The organism is Bacillus sp. T17B1, assembly GCF_026796395.1.
Lineage (GTDB): Bacteria > Bacillota > Bacilli > Bacillales > Bacillaceae > Bacillus > Bacillus spizizenii_A.
Genome location: NZ_JALAYA010000029.1, coordinates 57187 through 76560, shown reverse-complemented (window position 1 = coordinate 76560; position 19374 = coordinate 57187). Strand labels below are relative to the sequence as shown.

Below are 19374 nucleotides of genomic sequence, written 5' to 3'. Positions count from 1 at the left end.
GATTTTCTCGACAGCCTGAGGAGGCTTTTCGCCTCCTATTTACTTTTCTGCTTCATACATTTGCAGATTGGCATAAACCGTTTCTAATATAGGTGCTGCAAGAGATAAACGCTTTGCTTTTTCAAGCAAAAAGCCATGCAGGTGGTCGCCTTCAGTCATTTGTCCGTTTTCCATATCACGAAGCATGGAGGGATTTCATATGATAAGACATCCTTGTCATCGTACGGAAGCTCTCTTCTTCAAGATCCGAATTTGCAGGAACGCCTTCTTTTCGAAGAATAGCACCAATTTCCCCAATAAGAGTTTGGACCGTGTGACGTCCGCCTTCTGTCTCGAGGATCGGGCCAAGCGGTCTTTGAAATAACGTTGTGATCCCCGCCTGCGCCGCAATAAACAGATACTTTTTCCAAATATCCTTCTCGATATTTCCGCTGATGATGACTTCTGCCCTCACGCCTGAAAATGCCTCTTCAAGCGCTGTTATTCGTTCTGTACGCTCTCCGTTCCATTCGCCAAGAATACAAAACGATGCGAGGCGCTCGTATGATGAATTTCTCCCTTGCTGTCTAAGGCGCTTTCTATAAAACATAGACCGCCCAGCACCTGTTCTTTTGAAAATGCCGTGAACAGCTGCTCGTAATGGCGGTACCCATTTAAGAAAGGGATAATGACAGATTCGTGGTCGATAAACGGTTTGACATCGTCTATCACCTGATCAAGCGAATATGCTTTAGAAGCGATGATAATGACGTCAAAATGTCCTGTTTCTCCGGCACTGATTAAGGCGGGCTGAAATGATACATCCCCTTTTTCACTATGGATGACAAGCCCGGTTTCTTTTAACTGTTCAGCTCTTTTATGGCGTACGAGAAATGTCACATCATTGCCCTTCTCTGCAAGCCGGCCGCCTATATATCCGCCTACTCCTCCTGCTCCGACAACTAAAAATTTCATGCTGTGATCCCCTTTCAACTCTATGTATCAAAAAGAAGCAGAGGAATCTCTGCTTCTTTTATTACGCGTATAGTTCAGCCAGTTTTTTCTGCACATCAGCATTTTCAAGGAACTCATCATAGCTCATTTGCTTATCGACGATGCCGTTAGGTGTAATTTCTATAATTCTGTTGGCAATTGTCTGTACAAACTGATGGTCATGGGATGTGAACAGCATAGCGCCTTTAAAGCTGATTAAGCCGTTATTGAGCGCTGTAATGGATTCTAAGTCTAAATGGTTGGTCGGCTCATCTAAAATTAAAATATTGGCGCCAGAAAGCATCGCTTTCGACAGCATACAGCGAACCTTTTCTCCCCCGGATAGTACATTTGCTTTTTTGTGGACTTCTTCTCCGGAGAACAGCATGCGACCTAAGAATCCGCGCAAAAAGCTCTCACTTTGGTCATGAGGAGAATATTGGCGAAGCCAGTCTACAAGATTCAGATCACTGCCTTCGAAATATTCGCTGTTGTCTTTTGGAAAATACGCTTGAGATGTCGTAACACCCCATTTAAACGTTCCGCTGTCAGCTTCCATTTCCCCGGAAATGATTTTAAACAGCGTAGTAATAGCCATTTCGTTGCGGCCAGTAAAAGCAATTTTATCTTCTCTATTCATAATAAAGCTGACATTGTCGAGCACCTTTACACCATCGATTGTTTTCGTTAAGCCTTCCACCCGAAGAACATCATTTCCGATTTCCCTTTCCGGCGTAAAGTTAACGTAAGGATAGCGCCGTGAAGACGGTTTAATATCATCCAGCGTAATTTTTTCGAGAAGTTTCTTTCTTGATGTAGCTTGCTTAGATTTAGACGCATTGGCGCTGAATCTAGCGACAAACTCTTGAAGCTGTTTAATTTGTTCTTCTTTTTTCTTGTTCGCTTCTTGGGAAAGCTTTAATGCCAACTGGCTTGATTCATACCAGAAATCATAGTTTCCGACATAGATTTGGATCTTGTTAAAATCAAGGTCAGCAATGTGTGTACACACTTTATTTAAGAAGTGACGGTCATGGGATACAACAATAACAGTGTTTTCAAAGTTAATCAGAAACTCTTCCAGCCACTGAATCGCCTGAAGGTCCAAGTGGTTCGTCGGCTCATCAAGCAGCAGAACATCCGGCTTGCCGAATAATGCCTGTGCCAAGAGCACTTTTACTTTCTCTGAACCGCCAAGGTCTTCCATCTTCTTCGTATGAAGATCTTCTGAAATACCAAGGCCTTTTAAAAGGATCGCAGCTTCACTTTCCGCTTCCCATCCGTTCAGCTCAGCAAATTCACCTTCGAGCTCAGCAGCACGAATTCCATCCTCATCTGAGAAATCTGGCTTCATGTAAATGGCATCTTTCTCCTGCATGACTTCATACAGGCGTTTGTGGCCCATGATAACCACTTTCAGCACTTCATACTCTTCGTACTCGAAATGGTTCTGCTTCAAGATGGCAAGACGCTCGCCAGGACTCATATGAACATCGCCTGTCTGAGGCTCGATTTCGCCTGAGAGCACTTTCAGAAACGTTGATTTACCAGCACCATTTGCACCAATTAACCCATAGCAGTTGCCTGGGGTAAATTTAATATTAACCTCTTCAAATAACTTGCGATCCGCAAATCGCAAGCTTACATTATTTACAGCAATCATTTATTATCCTCCATCATATCTATCATCAATAAAAGTATACCATGAATGCAGGGCAAGAGAAATGATTCCCTGATAAAACAAGAGAGAAAACACTTATACACCCAAACCGGCCAGCTATGTTACAATGAAACAGAGAGAATGCATCCGGCTGGAAAATTACACACTCTCATGGAGGAACACGTTGAGGCTTTTAACACTTATTGAATACTGTTTATTGATCTTTTTTACGGGCTTTTACCTTGCTGTAACTGGCTTTACCGCCAAAGATATCGGCTTATATATCGGAATAGCCCTGATATACATATTTTCGCACATTTTTGCTAAACGACTTTTAGAAAAGCGCGGAAAAGAGAACAAACAGGTTCACCTTTTCTTCAGTGTACTGGCCATTATCGGTTCAGTGTTCATTACTGTATTATGCATTGCATTGGTCGCTTCTTTTTCAAATTAAAAAACGCCTGCTGTCCAAAGGCCAGCAAGGCGTTTTTATTTTGTTTGACGCATTTCGTTAAACGGGAAAAAGACAAACTTCGATGTGCCGACAATCCGGTCTTCCGCAATCAGTCCCAGCCCATTTCGACTGTCCATTGAATTCAGCCGGTTATCTCCCATGACAAAATATTTGCCTTTCGGAACCTTAACCGGTCCAAAGTCACCTGTCAGACTGACTCCAAGTTTTTCTGCTTCCTTTTTGTTTTTAGACAAGTAAGGCTCGGCTACTTTTTTTCCGTTTATATAAAGCGTGTCATCCTTCATTTGAACGGTTTCTCCAGGCTTTCCGATCAATCTTTTTACGTAATGGATTTTTGAAGTGTCACCATTGATAATGACGATATCTCCGCGCTTTAGCTCGCCGATATAGTTGACTGTCTTATTCACAAACAGCCTTTCTCCATCATGTAATGTAGGATACATAGATGAACCATCAACTAAATAAGGTTCAAACAAAAAGTGACGGATCAGGAGAGCCAGCAGAACCGCGATGACAATCGCTTTTCCCCATTCCAAGTACGTATTGGTTTTTTTCTTCGCCGTTTTTTCAATTTTCGTGTTTTTTTCCTCGGTCAAAGTGTTTCCTCCTAGACGATTGCTATATCAGTTGTTTCCCTTCTTTTACTTTATCATAAAAGATAATAAAATACATAACTTAACCGCGTTCCAGTAAGCAGGATAAAGAAAAAGCGTCCTTTAGAATCAGGACGCTTTTTTTCTTATTTCTCTGTTACAGGTTTTTTAATGATACCGAGGATAATGGCCATCACGACAGCACCAATCACGATACTTAATAGATAAAGCAACGGATGGTTAGTGATGAAGGCTACGAACACCCCTCCGTGAGGTGCCGGAAGCGTTACACGGAAGAATTCAGTTAATCCGCCGGCAACAGCTGCACCAACGACAGCAGCTGGGATGACGCGAAGCGGATCAGCCGCAGCAAACGGGATCGCTCCCTCTGTTACGAATGCAGCACCCATGAAGTAGCATGTAATACCTGCTTCACGGTCACGCTGAGAGAACTTGTTTCGGAAAATTGTTGTTGCAAGTGCGATACCAAGCGGAGGAACCATACCGCCGGCCATAATCGCTGCATGAGGTGCATAGTTGCCTGCATCAATCATCGCGATACCGAACGTAAAGGCTGCTTTATTAAGCGGACCGCCCATATCGATCGCCATCATACCGCCCAAAATAATACCCATTAATACAAGGTTGCCAGTACCAAGGCTTTCAAGCCAGCTTGTTAAGAAATCCATAAATGCTGCTACCGGTGTATTCACAACAAAACGCATAATAATACCAGTTAAGAAAATACCAAGCAGCGGATAAATTAGTACAGGTTTCAGCCCGTCAAGTGACTGCGGAATAAAGACGAATGCTTTTTTCAAAAGAACAACGATATAACCAGCCAGGAATCCGGCAATTAATCCGCCTAAGAATCCAGCATTTGCTTGAGTAGCCATAAAACCGCCGACCATACCAGGCGCAAAACCAGGACGGTCTGCAATACTCATTGCGATGAATCCGGCAAGAACAGCCACAATTAATCCTAATGCATTGTCACCGCCGATAAACTTAAGAGCTGCAGCAAACGTGTTGTAAGTAGGATCATCCGGATTGGAAGAATTTATTCCCCAGAAGAATGAAATCGCAACGAGGATACCGCCGCCGACTACGAACGGAAGCATGTTGCTGACACCGCTCATCAGATGCTTATAAAATGCGCTTCCGATGCTGCCGCCAGATTTCCCACTCGCTCCATCTTCATCGTTTGAAGCTGAAGAACCGCCGCCGCTGCCTTGATAAATCGGCGCATCTTGGTTCATCGCTTTTTCGATAAGTTCTTGCGGGCGTCTTATACCTGCTGTAACAGGTACTTGAAGCACGCGCTTGCCTTTAAAGCGCTCCATTTCAACCTGCTTGTCCGCTGCGACAATGATTGCAGGTGCATCTTCAATTTCTTGAGCAGTCAGCTTGTGCTTAATACCGCTAGAACCATTTGTTTCGACCTTAATGTCCACACCAAGCTCTTTCGCTTTTTCTTTAAGGGCGTCCGCAGCCATGAATGTGTGTGCAATACCTGTTGGACATGCAGTCACCGCAAGGATTTTTCCTTTTCCGGCAGGTGCTGGTGCCGCTTCTTCTTCCTCTTCCTCTTCGTCATCATCTTTATCGTGCTGGTTAATGATGTCGATGATGGCGTCTTCAGACTCAGCTTCAAGGAGCTGCTTGCGGATTTCTTCACGCATTAACAGCGTTGAAAGTCTTGACAGTGCTTCAAGGTGAGTGTTGTTTGCGCCTTCAGTCGCCGCAATCATAAACACCAAGTGAGCCGGCTGGCCGTCTAATGATTCATAATCGACACCGTCTTTTGAACGTCCGAACGCGATCGCCGGGTTGATAACGCTTGCCGTTTTTGCATGCGGGATAGCGATCCCTTCACCAATACCCGTTGAGCTTTGGCTCTCACGATTTAAAATGGCTTCTTTGTAGGCTTGTCTGTCATTTAATTTTCCAGCCTTATCAAGAACAGTGACCATTTCATCAATAACATTTTCTTTTTCTTTGCTCTCAATATTAAGCTTTATCGTATGCTTCGTTAAAAGCTCAGTTATTTTCACTTTTGTTTCCTCCTCTATAAACGTGTGACCTTAACTTCAGGAAGAAGCTGCTGGACAAATTCTTCTGTTCCTAGTTCTTCAGAGAACGCGGTGGCACTGCCTGATGTCACTCCTAAGCGGAATGCCTCTTCAAGCGGCAGCTGTTTGGAAATACCGGCAAGGAATCCTGCAACGACGGAATCTCCCGCTCCGACTGAGTTTACCAATTTCCCCTTTGGCACGTTAGCAAAATAAACAGCTCCGTTCGTAAACAGAAGCGCTCCGTCTCCTGCCATGGATACGATTACATGCTCAGCGCCTTGTTCTACAAGCTTTTTCCCATAAGGAACAGCTTCTTCAACAGATGTAATTGTTGTGCCGAACATTTCTCCAAGCTCATGATGATTTGGTTTCATCAAAAACGGTTTCATTTCTGTCGCTTTCAAAAGCGCCTCGCCTGAGATATCCAGAACAACTCGCGCGTTCTGCTGTTTGCAGGCCTCTGCGATTTTTTCATAAGTATCATGAGGCAGTGAAGATGGAATGCTTCCTGCAAGGACGACGATATCTCCCTCTTGCAGAGATTGGAACTGTTCTAAAAAGGCTTTGAAATCTTCATCTGAAATTGTCGGTCCCTGCCCGTTAATTTCAGTTTCTTCACCAGTTTTCAGCTTTACATTGATACGGGTATCTTCTTTCACTTCAGAAAAAGCTGTTTCCAGGTTTTCTTCCCGTAAAAATGTTTTGATATATTCTCCGGTAAATCCGCCGACGAATCCGAGTGCTTTAGACGGTACATGATGTCTTTTCAGCAGTCTCGATACGTTGATGCCTTTGCCCCCTGGATACTTTGTATCGTATACAGAACGGTTCAGGCCTCCTACAGTAAAATCTTCAACGTGAACAATATAATCGACAGATGGATTAAGTGTTACAGTGTAAATCATGGTTTCACTACCTTTACGACAGTTTTTTCTTGGTAATTATCGAATGTAAGCTCTTCAGCGTCAGTCGTAATGATTGTTGCGTCGCCTATTCCGGCGAAAGCCGAAAATGAAATTTCTCCGAATTTCGAAGGGTCTGCTAAGACGTAAGCGTGTTTTGCCTGTTTGACAGCTTTCTGTTTTAAAAGAGCCTCATCAGGATCCGGCGTTGTGAAGCCAGCCTCTACATGGACACCGTTTGTCCCCAGAAAACTCTTATCAAATCTGTACTGATTCATGGCAATCAGTGAAGCGCCTCCAATGACCGCGCCCGTTCTGTGCTTTACGTATCCTCCAAGCAGATAAAAAGAAATTTCTTTCCTTATTAATGCTTCGATATGCATCACCCCGTTTGTGACAACGACAATATCTTTGCTTTTATCCATAAAATCAATCATGTGCAACGTCGTCGTGCCTGCATCAAGGTAAATGCAGTCCCCTTCTTCTAAAAGTGAAGCAGCTTTTTCAGCAATCTTCAATTTGTCGTGAAGGTTTTTGGATGATTTTTCAAGCATATCGGGTTCAAGTCTGATATCGGAAAGCTTGGCCGCTCCCCCATGAACACGCTTTAAAAAACCGCGTTCTTCAAGTGTCGATAAATCTCTTCTGATTGTTGATTCAGAAGCATTTGTCAGATTTATGAGCTCTTGAATTTTTACCACATCATACTTTTCTATTTGATCAATAATCAATTGATGCCGTTCAGGAGTTAACATGCTTCACCTCCTAATGAAAACGTATTCATTTTGAATACAATTTCATTGTAAACGCTCTTTTCAGTTTAGGCAACTAAAATCATTCAAATTCATTCAATAACTATCAAAATCTTTCACGTTTCTCCATATTAACGTATGTCTATAGGGTTTGTAAACTGTAAATTCGACAAAAATAAGGACAATTGTACGACATTTTCTTCTTATTTTAATGAAAAAAGTCTTTTATATTCATAGTAGAAATCATGAAACATAAAAAAACCTCATGCATGTTGCATGAGGTTACTCGTAACGCAGCGCTTCAATCGGATCAAGCTTTGCGGCTTTATTTGCAGGAAGCATGCCGAAAATAACACCAATGAGCATACTGAACAGCACGCCCCCGCATACAACCTGCCAGGATATGAGTGACGGCCAGCCCGCAATAGTTGAAACAAGCGATGCCCCTCCGTATCCAATTCCAATCCCAATCAGACCGCCAATCAGCGTTAATACAACTGATTCAATTAAAAACTGAGTCAGAATCTGTCCCCTCGCCGCACCGAGTGATTTTCTGATTCCGATTTCCCGCGTTCGTTCCGTAACTGATACGAGCATAATATTCATGACACCGATTCCGCCGACCAAAAGAGAGATGCCTGCAATTGAGCCGATAATCGTCGTCATAATCGCCGTTACTTTGCCAATCCCGGCAGCGATCTCTTCCATATTCATCACTTGGTACGAATCCTCTGTGCCATGATTGTCATTTATCAGCTGTGCCGCTTCTTTTCCAGCTGATTTTATGTCGTCTGCTGATTCGACTTGCAGTGATACGTTACTGAAATCACTTGTGCCAAAAGAGGCTTTCATCATATTAAATGGCACATACATTTCACTTAAACCGAAAGAAAGCAAGCCTGTTTCTTTTTTCAGCACGCCGATAATTTCAACAGGCTGTCCGTTGATCCAGACTACTTCACCGAGAGGGGAGGTTTTATCAAACAGCTCCTCAGCCATCTTTTGAGAGATGACTCCGGCTCTTTTTCCCGCGAGAAAATCATTGTCGGTAAAGGTTCTGCCGCTTTCAATTTCTAGAGAATTGACATTCATGTATCCATCGTTGATGCCGTTAACCGTAACATCGGTTTCTTCCTCATGATAACGCGCTGTCATACTTTCAGAAGTGGATGCAACGACTTGTTTGATGCCCTCTATCTCTTTTAAACCTTTAATATCGTTTTCTGTAAAAGTAGATTCTGCTAAGGCGTTCGGATTGCTTGCAAGTTCCTCATCGGTTGGCATATAGTACAGCTCCACGGTATTTCCCGGTCCGCTGATCGACTGCTTCAGCATTTGCTCGCCGCCCTGTCCTACCGCAACAACAATAATGACAGAGCCTACGCCAATAATAATGCCGAGCATTGTTAAGATCGATCGCATTTTATGGGCAAGGACAGAGCTTAGAGCCATTCTGATGTTTTCTAAGAGGCTCATTCTCCCACACTCCTTTGTCCGGAGCTGGCAGGGACAATGTTTCCGTCACGCACCATGACGATCCGATTCGTGTAATCTGCAACTTCCGGCTCGTGAGTAACAAGAACGATTGTCGTTCCCTCGGCATTTAATGCTGTAAATTGATCCATAATTGCCGCGCTTGTTTTCGTATCCAGCGCGCCGGTCGGTTCATCAGCTAAAATCAATTTTGGCTCATTCACGATCGCCCTCGCAATTGCCACCCGCTGCTTCTGTCCGCCTGACAGCTCATTAGGCATGTGGAGCATTCGATCAGCTAACCCGACCTTTTCCAACGCTCTCTCAGCCCGCTCTTGCCGTTCTTTCTTGCCTATACCGGAATAAATCATCGGCAGCTCAACATTTTTTTTTGCGTTCAGCCGCGGAAGAAGCTGAAATTGCTGAAATACAAAACCGATAGACCGGTTACGGACGGCCGCCAATTCTTTATCTTTATATGAAGAAATATCTTCGCCGTCTAATTTATACGTACCGGAAGTCGGCCGGTCAAGACATCCGATAATATTCATAATCGTCGATTTCCCTGATCCTGACGGCCCCATAATCGAGACATATTCCCCTTGATGAATGTCCAAATCAATAGAATGGAGAACATCAAACGTTTCCCTGCCGATCTGGTAGCTTTTTCGCACGTTAGAAAGCTGAATCATTTATGCTTTCACTTCCGTTCCATCGGTCACCTGATCAGAAGGATTCAAAATGACTTGATCATCCTGAGAAATTCCCTCTTTAATTTCTGTCAGATCATCTGTTACTTCACCGATTTTGACATCAACTCGTTTTGCTTTTCCGTCTTTTACTGTATACACATAATATTGATCATCTTCTTTTTTGACTGCCTTTGAAGGAAGCGTATTTGCTTTCCGCTTATCTGTTTCAATATTCATGATGAATTTAAACCCTGGCTTTCCTTCTGGAAGATTCCCTTTTATTTTCACTTGAAGCGGGTACTGGACCGCTTGATCTGTTCCTTGTGCGGCAGTGCTTTCCTGCTGATCCGGAACAAGGCCGACTGCGGAAACTGTGCCTTTCCATGTTTTATCCTGAATAACATCTGAAGTGAGTGTGACCTTCTGGCCTTTTTTGACTTTCAGTGTATCGTATTCAGACAATTTCCCTGAGACGACTAAATCTTTCGGGTTGCCGATATGTATGACAGGCTCTTGAATATCTGATTTTTTCGATGCCGCTTCTTGGTTGACAGAAATAACGGTGCCTTCGATTTCGCTTTTCACTTGAAGATCTGACACCCGATTGGCAAGTGACTGCCGCTGAAGCTCGGTTTGTTTTAATTCGATCTCAGCGGTTTTTTCCTGCATTTGAAGCTCCGTCCGCTCAGATTCAATTTGTTTTTCTGCTTCTTTCTGTCCAACCTGTTTTTTCAGTTCTTTTTCTTTGCTGTCTAAGGCTTTTACCTTTTCTTGAATTTGGTCAATTTGGAGCTGGTTCGATTCAGCCGTTAACTGGTTCTGTTCTTTTTCAAGGCTCAGCTGCTCATTTGTATAAGTGATCAAAGGCGTGCCCTTTTTAACTTTATCGCCTTCCTTCACTTTGATGTCTTCTAATGTCCCTTTATCCGCTTCATAAAACACATACTGTTCATTTGAAAATTTAAGTGTGCCGGGAACCATAACCGTTGACGAAATTTCTTTTTCTTCAAGGCCTCCCGTCTGTATCTTCTGGCCGGCACTGCCGCTTGTCGGAGCGGCAGACCGGTATATATTGATTCCAATAAAAAGCGCGACTAAAACAGCGATTCCAATCCCGATCCAGACTTTTTTCATGAGTTTATGCACCCGCCAAAGAATTGATTAAACCTGCAAAAAATGAAAAAGCAACTAAAATTCCAAAAAGAATAATTGCTGTAATCCATCCGGCTTTTTTGGAGATGCCCCCTGTTTTGTGAAGACCGATTGCTAATAATACAAAACTCCATATGCTGAAAATTTCAAAGGAATTTAACACGCTGGCCAGAGCCCCATCTGACGGGATAATTCCTGCTAATGACGTCATGCTGTAAAGCGGATTGGCACTGGTTGTGAAAACAACGATTCCGTTAACCAATAATCCAAGACTGCTAATCAAAGAGACAAACAGACCGAGCGAAAGCATTTTTTTGTATGTCGTAACTCCGCCTGAGATTTTTACACAAAGCCAATAAATAAGAGGAGCAATAAATAACGCTGCGATACCACCGAAAATCGCACCTGCCATTCCTCCAAATTTGGTGATTGTTGCGAATGTTTCAATTTCTTCAGCTGATAACCCTTGAGTGTTCGTGTTTTTCATAAGCTCACTATAATCCGTACCAAGTGATTGCAGTACCGCGCCAACGATGATAATTGCTGCAACAATAAATAGCGGTCCCCATACAGCCGGTTTTTCTCTTATTCTTTCAAATTGAATGGACGGACTTGTGATCACTCCAAAAAGTGATGGCTTTTCAGTCGCCATTCCGCTGTTTTTTTCTACATTTGTTTCCATTACAAAACCTCCTCGAGAATATCTAACAAATAGTACGGGAAAGGGATTAAAAAGTTTCATGTTTTTCAAATAAATTTCCAAATACCTTCAATATATATCTGAAGGCTTTTTATATTATTCTATCACTGTGCTGTATTGCGCTTTCACAAGCCCGGCATAGATGCCCCCTTCAGCGAGCAGCTGCTCATGGTTTCCTTCTTCCATTTTCTTGCCGTGATCAAGAACAATGATGCGGTCGGCGTCGCGGATCGTGGATAATCTGTGGGCGATCATCACCGCTGTACGCCCTTTCAGCAGCGTTTTTAACGCCTGCTGAATTTTCACCTCCGTCTCTGTATCAATACTTGCCGTTGCTTCATCAAGGATGATAATAGCTGGGTCGGCGAGCAATGCTCTTGCAAAGGAGATGAGCTGGCGCTGCCCGGCAGACAGTACGCTTCCCCTTTCCTCCACCTCTGTTTTGTATCCTTCTGCTAAACCAGAAATAAATTCATCCGCTCCGACTGCTTTAGCTGCTTTCATCACTTCTTCGTCTGAAGCACCCGGCCGGCCAAAACGTATATTTTCCATGATGGTCCCAGAGAAAATAAATGTATCTTGCAGCACAATGCTGATTTGAGAGCGCAGACTGTCAAGAGAGAGATCCTTTATCGGAATGCCGTCTATTTTAATTGTGCCTCCCGTGGCATCATAAAAACGGCTGATTAGATTGGCGATCGTCGTTTTCCCGCTCCCTGTATGTCCGACAAGCGCAAGCGTCGAGCCCGCCGGGATAGAGAAGGAAACCGCATGAAGAGCTTTTCGTTTTTCATCATACGAAAATTCAACCTCTTCAAAACGGATCTCCCCACTTATTTTGTTCTTATGAATGGCATCAGGCTTCTCCTTGACATTTGGCTGTTCATCCAGAAACTCAAAGATCCGTTCGGATGATGCCATCCCCATTAACAGCTGGTTATAGACCTGGCCCAATCTCGAAATAGGTTCCCAAAACATGCCCAGATAGAAGGCAAAAGAAACAAAGACGCCAATTGTAATGGTTTCATTCATGATGAGTGTGGCGCCATACCAAATCAAAACAGCCGTTCCAATCGCATTCGTCATTTCAACCAACGGACGAAACATGGCATTTTTCCTTGTTGCTTCCCGCCATGATTGGTAGTTCTCCTGATTGACACCGTCAAAATACGCCATGTTTTCTTTTTCCTGCGTAAATGCCTGCGTGACACGGATGCCTTGAATGCTTTCGTTCAGATGAGAATTGAGCTTCGATTGCTTAAGGCGCACCGTTTGCCAGGAGCGGCGTATTTTTTTTCTGAGACTTGTTGAAATAAAAAACATAATCGGCAGTGTCACCATAATGGCGATAGTCAGCTCCGGACTCAGCGTAAACAAAATGATGATAACGCCGGCCAGTAGGAGCAAGTCCGTCAATAAGTTGATGACCCCGCTTGTAAAGAGCTCCTGAAGAGAGTTAATATCATTCATAATCCTGACCAAGATTGATCCTGCCGACCGCTGATCAAAAAATCGATGGGATAAGCGCTGCACATGGGTAAATAAATGCTGGCGCAAATCGTATATCACATGCTGGCCAAGTTGATTCATCCACCTGATCCTTAACACATTGGCGGCATAATTGAGCACATATAAACCGCTAATGATAAAAATGAGCTGGGTCAGCAACTCCGAGTTTCTCGCTGTAATCGCTTGATCGAGAACATAAACACCGATCAGAATGGGAATCACAAGCTTTACGGCAGTCCCAATCAATACGGTGAGAAAGGAAAGCGGCAAAATTGTTTTTCGATAAGGTTTGACATAACTCAGCAGCCGCCACATTTGAGCCCAGTTAAACGGCTTTTCAATGATTTCATCAGAAGTATAATAGAAACGTTCCAAAATCCCCTGTTTTTTTGCTTGTTTCATATGGCCCTCCCTATCCGACCTGATGCGGCTCATTGATCATTTTGACATCACGGTATTGCAAATCATAAATTTTTTTATAGTAGCCGCCTTTTTCAAGAAGATCGTGATGTGTTCCCCTTTCACAAATGCGCCCTTTATCAAAAACGAGAATTTCATCGGCGTGCTTCAGTGAAGAAATACGGTGAGCGATGATAAAGGTTGTGCGGTTTTTCATGACCTCTTTTAAGGCAAGATGTATGCTGTGCTCTGTTTGCATATCTACTGCGCTTGTGGCATCGTCCAATATTAAAATGCTTGGGTTCAAACAAATAGCTCTCGCAATGGCGATTCGCTGTTTTTGTCCGCCGGAGAGCCCCATTCCCCTCTCTCCCAGCATGGTGTCACGGGAGGCCGGATGCCTCAATGGAAGACATCATCGAAGCGGCAAAAAGGGCGCAGGCTCACGACTTTATTATGGAGCTTCCTGATGGATTTGCCTCAAAGCTTACATTGTACAGCGCGTTTGTTTGTTCTTTTCCGTATGCAAGAGAAACATTTTTGAAATGGACATTGCCGGTTAATTTTTGTTTATGCAAAACATGGGCTCGGTCTGTAATGTCTTCTTCTTTCTCCAGAATTTCCAGCAGGCGTTCACCTGACGCTTTTGCTTGAGAGAACATATTGATTACAAACCCTAAGTTCATAATCGGCCACATCATATAATTGACTAGGCTGAAAAAAGCGACAAGCTCGCCGGGATTAAGCTGATTTTGCATGACCAAGTAGCCGCCATAAGAGAGGAGAGATACAATACAAATATTACCGATGAATTCCATTAAAGGGAAATATGCAGACCAAATGGATGATGTTTGTAAATACTGTGCCCTGTATTCCGCATTGGCCTTATTAAACGTGTTGATCTGAAAATCTTCCCTGGAAAGAGATTTAACCGTATTGATGCCACTGATATTTTCTTGGACTTTTGTATTGAGTTTTGCAAACGATTTACGGATGCCTCTAAAGGCTGGATGGACCCTTTTGTCAAACTGATATACCGCAACAGCGAGAAATGGCAGAACAGCTATAGTCACAAGCGTAAGAGGAACAGAATAGTAAAACATAACCGACAGGCTGATGGCGACCAGCAGGCCGAATCGAATGAGCTCAGCGAGACCGTATGATAAGAAAAAACGAAGCCCTTCAACATCAGCTGTCAGCCTGGACATTAAATCTCCTGTTTTTGCGTTATCATAATAAGAAAAAGAAAGCCGCTGCAGTTTTTCATACAGTCCATTTCTTAGCCGATAAACGGATTTGATTCCAAACATATCACCTAAATATTGATGAAAAAAAGTGGCGGTTCCTTTCAGGACCATTACCGCAATAAACCCCAAGCTGACCCATGCTGCAAGCTGATACTGCCTCCCCAGTACGATTTCATCAATCGTAATTTGCAGGATAATCGGGTAAACGACAGTAATCGCAGTCATCAAAAGCATAGTTAGAAGCGACCACATGAACACCTTTCTGTACGGCCAATAAAACGTTTTTAATCTTTTAAATGTCTCCATAACCAGCACCTTTCCAATTTTTATCATCTTTACTATATCGATACCCGAAATACATTTCTATTGATTTTCAAAAATTCAGTCTAATGATGGAGTGGGTCTCTTACTTTATAGGGAGTCACTTATATGTAGAAATAAACGCTTACAGAAAATCATTGTATGCTGAGGATGCTTGGGGATATGCGAAAAAAATACAGAAAAACCGGATGGCTGAATGCCGTCCGGCTATTCATCCGCCGCTGACCGGTGGAATGATGGCTACCGTGTCACCTGAAGATACGGAGGTATTTTCTCTTACATAGCTTTCGTTAACGGCAATCATAGCTGTATCAATGGATTCGAGGCCGTATTGTTCTTTTAGACTCGCTTTTATTTCGTCTGTCGTTGATTGTTCCATATCTATTTCCAATGCTTGTGTGCCGGCCTGTTCGGCAAGCCCTGCAAATAAAAGAATGTTAATCATGCTGCTCTCCCTCTCTTAGATCTGGTTTTCCGTTCGGGTAAGGTGTTGTTTCAAGCTGGTCGCCAATCCATTGCTCCCCGTCTTCCCAAATTTCTTTTTTCCAAATGGGCACAATCTGTTTAATTCGTTCGATCGCATACTCATTTGCTTCATAAGCAGCTTTTCGATGGGGAGAAGATACCGCGATCACGACCGCTGCTTCACCGATATCCAGTACACCTATACGGTGCGTGATCGCCGCTGAAGCGCCTTCCCACTTTTCTTCGATTTCAGCGCCGATTTGAGCCAGCATCTGCACGGCCATCGGTTCATATGCCTCATATTCAAGCCGAACCGTTCTTTTTCCGTTGGTCCATTCCCGAACCGTGCCAATAAATGTAGTAATTGCCCCTGCTTCCCGTTTCTCCACTTTTTTGATGATGTCTTCAGTAATAATGGGTGTTTTCGTAACCTCAAACCGTTCCATTATGCAGATTCTCCCTTCAGCTGTGAGAGCACAAAATCAACGGCAACCGGATCATCCACATGAAAAACCGGTAATTCCTGATGCTCTGTCATATGCTCTTTTTTTCTATAAATGATGGCAATTGTATTTACTGTCTGCAGCGCTTCTAGATCTTCCTTTTCGCTTAGTATGACTACTTTAGGATAAGGGGCTTTTTTAAAGCCTTCTATCAGAAGGCAGTCTGTTTCGAGAAACTGATATAACTCGATCAGCCGGGGCAAATCCCAATTGCGTCGGGCAGTCAGCTGTAACACACCAGCACCTTCTACTGCTGTCACATCAGCACCAGCCGCCTGGTAACGGTCAGTGTCTTTTCCTTCAGTGAACGTTTGCGGTTCACCGCCGTGACCGTGATGCTTAAGGCAGCCTAAATTGAGCCCCTGTTGAGAAGCTTTTTTAAGAATACGCTCGATAAACGTTGTTTTCCCGCTGTTTTGAAATCCTACAACCTGGACGATTGGGAAAGGACAGACCAAGGCCACTCACTTCCATTCTCTTCTCTGATGAGCAGCACTTGAACCGTTCGTCCTGATTCATATCCTCTCGTGCCGCCCGGCAGAATAATAAACGCATTGGCCTCTGCAAGTGACGTGACGGAGCTGGATTTATCTAATCCGACAGGTGCCGCCAACAGCTTTCCTTCCTGATGATAAACGAAAGCACGGACAAATCGGGTAAATGGGTTCGGCTTTGGAAAATCCTTGGTCAAAACAGCTTCCGCACAAATCGGGTACGGTTTTTCATTGAGAAGCCATGTCTGGATCATCGGTTTGACAAACAGTTCAAAGCCGACATAGCATGCTGACGGATTACCCGACAGGCCAAACAGCAGCATACCGTTTGCATGCGCCACCGTCGTCACGCTGCCCGGGCGCATGGCAACTTTATTAAAGAGCACATCCGCTCCGAGTTTTTCATAGATCGCAGGCAAAAAGTCAAAATCACCCACTGACACGCCGCCAGTTGTAATCAGGAAATCAACCTTTTTCATCGCTTCTTTGACCGCGGCATAGCTTTTATCCAGATCATCAGAAATTTTCCCTAAATAAAGCGGTGAAGCGCCTGCTTCTATCACTTGCGCATACACCATACTGGCATTGCTGTTGCGGATTTTCCCTGGCTCCAGCGGATCACTGACATTCAGCAATTCGGTACCAGTTGCGATAATCCCGACAACAGGCTTTCTCACAACAGGCACCGATGCGTATCCGAAGGTTGCCAAAAGCGCAGTCACTCCGGGTGTCACCCGGCTGCCCTTTCTCAATAAAACACTCCCCTTTTGAGCGTCTTCACCTGTTTTTGAGATATTGTCCCCCGTCTGGAAGCGGCGTTTTAAAGACATAAACGATTTCCCATTCTCCTCAAAGGTTTGCGTCAGCTCTATCATGACGACAGCATCTGCTCCTTCAGGGATTTGCGCACCAGTCATAATCCGCACGGCCTGAAACGGGCCAAGTTCTTTTTCAGATACAGCCCCCGCTCCAATATGATCTATAACCTCAAACCGAACTGGGTTCTCACGTGAAGCTTCAGCCGTATCGCACGCTCTAACAGCAAAACCGTCGTATGGCGAACGGTCAAATGCAGGTACGTGATGATCCGCTGTTACATCTTCAGCTAAAAATCGATGAAGGCTCTCTTCAAGCGCCACCCATTCTGTCTCCCCTTGTTTTTGCAAATGGCTGACACGCCGAACTGCCTCTTCTACCGGTATCGGTGTTCTTTTCTCCAGCATTCTTACCCCTCCTGTTGTTACAACCCAATTACTCTTGCCAACACGGAATTGGCTTCTTTCACATCATTTGTTCCATGCACCAGTGCCCGTCCGTCATTGAAAATGACGATTCTGAAATCTTCGTAAAAAATATGCAGCAAAAACGCATTGGCCTCTACCTTGCCGATTGTTTTCAGCCGCTTGATGAGCTCCTGTTTCGGAATTCTTGTTAATGATTCCGATCTTACCTGAACTGTATCTCGGCCGCACAGGACAGCGGCTTTTGGTGTGTTCCAGTCTTGTAGATAGGGATAAACCGCATGTGCCCCGCAAGACGGACAATCCTCACGGCGTACATGATCAACGTTAATCTTCATATGTGAGTTGTTCCAGACATCGAATGTCACAAAACCGCGCTGTATCGCTTCTGTTTGTCCGGTTAACAGCTTCAAAGCCTCAGCCTGCTGATAAGCTGAAACGATATGCACAGCGGGCGAAATGATGCCAGCAGTATCACACGTCGCCCCACCGACAGGAATTTGCTCAAACAAACAAGACAGACAAGGGGTTACTCCCGGAATAATCGTCATGAACATCCCCTGACTGCTTACACAAGCACCATAAACCCACGGTGTCTTAGTTTTCTGGGCTAGATCATTTATCAGCATGCGGGTTTCAAAATTATCTGTCGCGTCGATCACGACATCTGCTTTTTCAATCAGCGGCTCGAGCGTTTCAGCTGTTCCTTCTGCAACATACGCCTCAATATGTATTCCGCTGTTAATCGCTGATAGATGCTCTTTGGCAGCCATGGCTTTTGGCATACGGAGCTTGGCATCGCTTTCTGTATAAAGCTGCTGCCTTTGCAGGTTGCTCCACTCCACATAATCACGGTCAATAATGGTAATGGTACCGACCCCCGCTCTTGAAAGCCCTTCAGCGCCTGCAGTCCCAAGCGCTCCAGCTCCGACAACCAGCACATGGCAGTCTCCCAGTCTTTCCTGGCCTGTTTCGCCTATTTGCTTAAATCTGATTTGCCGTGAATAACGCTCCTCCATCAAACCTGTTCTCCTTACCTTTTATGTCATCTTAACATGTTTTTGCTCCATCAGTCCCACCTGAAGGAGTCCGTTTTTTCTTCCAAACGCCTAAAATCATCACGTGTATTAACGTTAATAAACTCTGGCGGATTTGCTCCGATCTCTTCAGCCTGTACGTAACAAACCGAAATTTGGCCTAACAAATCTGATATTCTTAATCTCTTCTCAGAGAGCTGATCATATAAATTCGGCATAATTCGTTTATGGTAAATCGCAATCAATGGGTGCTCGCGTCCGTCTGAAATCGGGACGACCGCGTCTATCCCCTCAGTCATCAGACGCTTGAGCTCCAGCATCGTCCTCCTTTGTATCAGCGGCGTATCACAGGATAGAACAGTATAAAGATCACCGTCTGTCTTTTTAAAAGCGGTATATATACCAGCCAAAGGCCCCATTCCTTGAAACGCCTCAGCATCTTGATACACTTCGATTTCACCGTTTTCTTGAAATCTATCAATAAACTCAGGACGGCTGATGATAACCGTATGTTCTCCAAGTGCCTTTTTAGCCCATTCGTAAAACATCTTGCCTCTCCAATTCACAAACGCCTTCGGTTCTCCGAAGCGCCGTGAAGCTCCTCCTGCCAGCAGTACATTTATATGCTTCATGTCATCTCACCTCTAGTTCGTTAAAAGCATAGCAAAAGCAAAGCCCCAATGCCAATGCTTGTCTGTTTATTAAAGAGGAA

Annotated in this window: 17 protein-coding genes and 2 pseudogenes; 1 reads left to right on the top strand and 18 read right to left on the bottom strand. The window is 44.1% G+C overall.

All coding sequences use genetic code 11. The annotated features are described in order from the left end of the window. Positions 1-39: 39 nt before the first annotated feature. Positions 40-954: pseudogene (locus tag MOF34_RS14395) on the bottom strand (ketopantoate reductase family protein). A gap of 61 nt (positions 955-1015) precedes the next feature. Further along, positions 1016-2635, bottom strand: coding sequence for an ABC-F family ATP-binding cassette domain-containing protein (locus MOF34_RS14390; protein ID WP_019714261.1), 1620 nt, complete (start codon positions 2633-2635; stop codon positions 1016-1018). Positions 2636-2816: 181 nt separating this feature from the next. On the opposite strand from MOF34_RS14390, the gene MOF34_RS14385 reads away from it, so the two are divergent. Beyond that, positions 2817-3086, top strand: a complete 270-nt coding sequence (locus MOF34_RS14385) for a hypothetical protein (RefSeq protein WP_019714260.1) — start codon at positions 2817-2819, stop codon at positions 3084-3086. Positions 3087-3121: 35 nt separating this feature from the next. Here MOF34_RS14385 and sipT read toward each other — a convergent pair whose 3' ends face one another. The 16 genes and pseudogenes from sipT to MOF34_RS14305 all read right to left on the bottom strand — a co-directional run bounded on the left by sipT (position 3122) and on the right by MOF34_RS14305 (position 19294). After that, positions 3122-3703 carry a signal peptidase I sipT gene (gene sipT / locus MOF34_RS14380; RefSeq protein ID WP_019714259.1) on the bottom strand — a complete coding sequence of 194 codons (582 nt, stop codon included), beginning with the start codon at positions 3701-3703 and terminating at the stop codon, positions 3122-3124. Between the two features lie 143 nt (positions 3704-3846). Further along, positions 3847-5754, bottom strand: coding sequence for a PTS fructose transporter subunit IIABC (locus MOF34_RS14375; RefSeq protein ID WP_019714256.1), 1908 nt, complete (start codon positions 5752-5754; stop codon positions 3847-3849). Between the two features lie 14 nt (positions 5755-5768). Then, positions 5769-6680, bottom strand: a complete 912-nt coding sequence (gene pfkB, locus MOF34_RS14370; protein WP_268400607.1) for a 1-phosphofructokinase — start codon at positions 6678-6680, stop codon at positions 5769-5771. Further along, positions 6677-7432 (bottom strand): DeoR/GlpR family DNA-binding transcription regulator, encoded by a 756-nt coding sequence (locus MOF34_RS14365; RefSeq protein ID WP_268400605.1) that lies wholly within the window; start codon positions 7430-7432, stop codon positions 6677-6679. The genes pfkB and MOF34_RS14365 overlap by 4 nt, the downstream gene beginning before the upstream one ends. 279 nt (positions 7433-7711) lie before the next feature. Beyond that, positions 7712-8905 carry a sporulation-delaying-protein transporter subunit SkiZ gene (gene skiZ, locus MOF34_RS14360; protein WP_268400604.1) on the bottom strand — a complete coding sequence of 398 codons (1194 nt, stop codon included), beginning with the start codon at positions 8903-8905 and terminating at the stop codon, positions 7712-7714. Further along, positions 8902-9594 carry an ABC transporter ATP-binding protein YknY gene (yknY, locus tag MOF34_RS14355; protein ID WP_019714252.1) on the bottom strand — a complete coding sequence of 231 codons (693 nt, stop codon included), beginning with the start codon at positions 9592-9594 and terminating at the stop codon, positions 8902-8904. The genes skiZ and yknY overlap by 4 nt, the downstream gene beginning before the upstream one ends. Then, the gene (locus tag MOF34_RS14350) at positions 9595-10728 is read right to left on the bottom strand and encodes an efflux RND transporter periplasmic adaptor subunit (RefSeq protein WP_019714251.1); all 1134 of its coding nucleotides are present in this window, start codon (positions 10726-10728) and stop codon (positions 9595-9597) included. A gap of 4 nt (positions 10729-10732) precedes the next feature. Continuing rightward, positions 10733-11428, bottom strand: a complete 696-nt coding sequence (yknW, locus tag MOF34_RS14345; protein ID WP_268400603.1) for a toxin SDP protection protein YknW — start codon at positions 11426-11428, stop codon at positions 10733-10735. Between the two features lie 114 nt (positions 11429-11542). Then, the gene (locus MOF34_RS14340; RefSeq protein ID WP_268400602.1) at positions 11543-13357 is read right to left on the bottom strand and encodes an ABC transporter ATP-binding protein; all 1815 of its coding nucleotides are present in this window, start codon (positions 13355-13357) and stop codon (positions 11543-11545) included. 10 nt (positions 13358-13367) lie between these two features. Next, a pseudogene (locus tag MOF34_RS14335) lies at positions 13368-14907 on the bottom strand (ABC transporter ATP-binding protein). Positions 14908-15133: 226 nt separating this feature from the next. After that, positions 15134-15367 carry a molybdopterin converting factor subunit 1 gene (gene moaD, locus MOF34_RS14330; protein ID WP_268400601.1) on the bottom strand — a complete coding sequence of 78 codons (234 nt, stop codon included), beginning with the start codon at positions 15365-15367 and terminating at the stop codon, positions 15134-15136. Next, the gene (locus MOF34_RS14325) at positions 15360-15833 is read right to left on the bottom strand and encodes a molybdenum cofactor biosynthesis protein MoaE (RefSeq protein WP_268400600.1); all 474 of its coding nucleotides are present in this window, start codon (positions 15831-15833) and stop codon (positions 15360-15362) included. Before MOF34_RS14325 ends, moaD begins: the two co-directional genes overlap by 8 nt. Further along, positions 15833-16354, bottom strand: a complete 522-nt coding sequence (gene mobB, locus MOF34_RS14320) for a molybdopterin-guanine dinucleotide biosynthesis protein B (RefSeq protein ID WP_268400599.1) — start codon at positions 16352-16354, stop codon at positions 15833-15835. The genes MOF34_RS14325 and mobB overlap by 1 nt, the downstream gene beginning before the upstream one ends. Beyond that, entirely contained in the window at positions 16315-17607 is a 1293-nt protein-coding gene (gene glp / locus MOF34_RS14315; RefSeq protein WP_268400598.1) for a gephyrin-like molybdotransferase Glp, read from the bottom strand. The genes mobB and glp overlap by 40 nt, the downstream gene beginning before the upstream one ends. A gap of 17 nt (positions 17608-17624) precedes the next feature. Further along, positions 17625-18644: a MoeB/ThiF family adenylyltransferase gene (locus tag MOF34_RS14310; RefSeq protein ID WP_268400596.1), complete on the bottom strand. Its 1020-nt coding sequence runs from the start codon at positions 18642-18644 to the stop codon at positions 17625-17627. Positions 18645-18694: 50 nt separating this feature from the next. After that, complete coding sequence (locus MOF34_RS14305; RefSeq protein WP_268400595.1) at positions 18695-19294, bottom strand: molybdenum cofactor guanylyltransferase; 600 nt, start codon at positions 19292-19294, stop codon at positions 18695-18697. Positions 19295-19374: the final 80 nt, after the last annotated feature.

Excerpts from the sequence above, each read along its gene's own strand:
- pfkB (WP_268400607.1), bottom strand. The coding sequence starts at position 6,680 with ATGATTTACACTGTAACACTTAATCCATCTGTCGATTATATTGTTCAC.
- MOF34_RS14310 (WP_268400596.1), bottom strand. The coding sequence starts at position 18,644 with ATGGAGGAGCGTTATTCACGGCAAATCAGATTTAAGCAAATAGGCGAA.
- MOF34_RS14340 (WP_268400602.1), bottom strand. The coding sequence starts at position 13,357 with ATGAAACAAGCAAAAAAACAGGGGATTTTGGAACGTTTCTATTATACT.
- MOF34_RS14350 (WP_019714251.1), bottom strand. The coding sequence starts at position 10,728 with ATGAAAAAAGTCTGGATCGGGATTGGAATCGCTGTTTTAGTCGCGCTT.
- yknY (WP_019714252.1), bottom strand. The coding sequence starts at position 9,594 with ATGATTCAGCTTTCTAACGTGCGAAAAAGCTACCAGATCGGCAGGGAA.
- skiZ (WP_268400604.1), bottom strand. The coding sequence starts at position 8,905 with ATGAGCCTCTTAGAAAACATCAGAATGGCTCTAAGCTCTGTCCTTGCC.
- glp (WP_268400598.1), bottom strand. The coding sequence starts at position 17,607 with ATGCTGGAGAAAAGAACACCGATACCGGTAGAAGAGGCAGTTCGGCGT.
- moaD (WP_268400601.1), bottom strand. The coding sequence starts at position 15,367 with ATGATTAACATTCTTTTATTTGCAGGGCTTGCCGAACAGGCCGGCACA.
- MOF34_RS14390 (WP_019714261.1), bottom strand. The coding sequence starts at position 2,635 with ATGATTGCTGTAAATAATGTAAGCTTGCGATTTGCGGATCGCAAGTTA.
- yknW (WP_268400603.1), bottom strand. The coding sequence starts at position 11,428 with ATGGAAACAAATGTAGAAAAAAACAGCGGAATGGCGACTGAAAAGCCA.
- MOF34_RS14325 (WP_268400600.1), bottom strand. The coding sequence starts at position 15,833 with ATGGAACGGTTTGAGGTTACGAAAACACCCATTATTACTGAAGACATC.
- MOF34_RS14305 (WP_268400595.1), bottom strand. The coding sequence starts at position 19,294 with ATGAAGCATATAAATGTACTGCTGGCAGGAGGAGCTTCACGGCGCTTC.
- MOF34_RS14365 (WP_268400605.1), bottom strand. The coding sequence starts at position 7,432 with ATGTTAACTCCTGAACGGCATCAATTGATTATTGATCAAATAGAAAAG.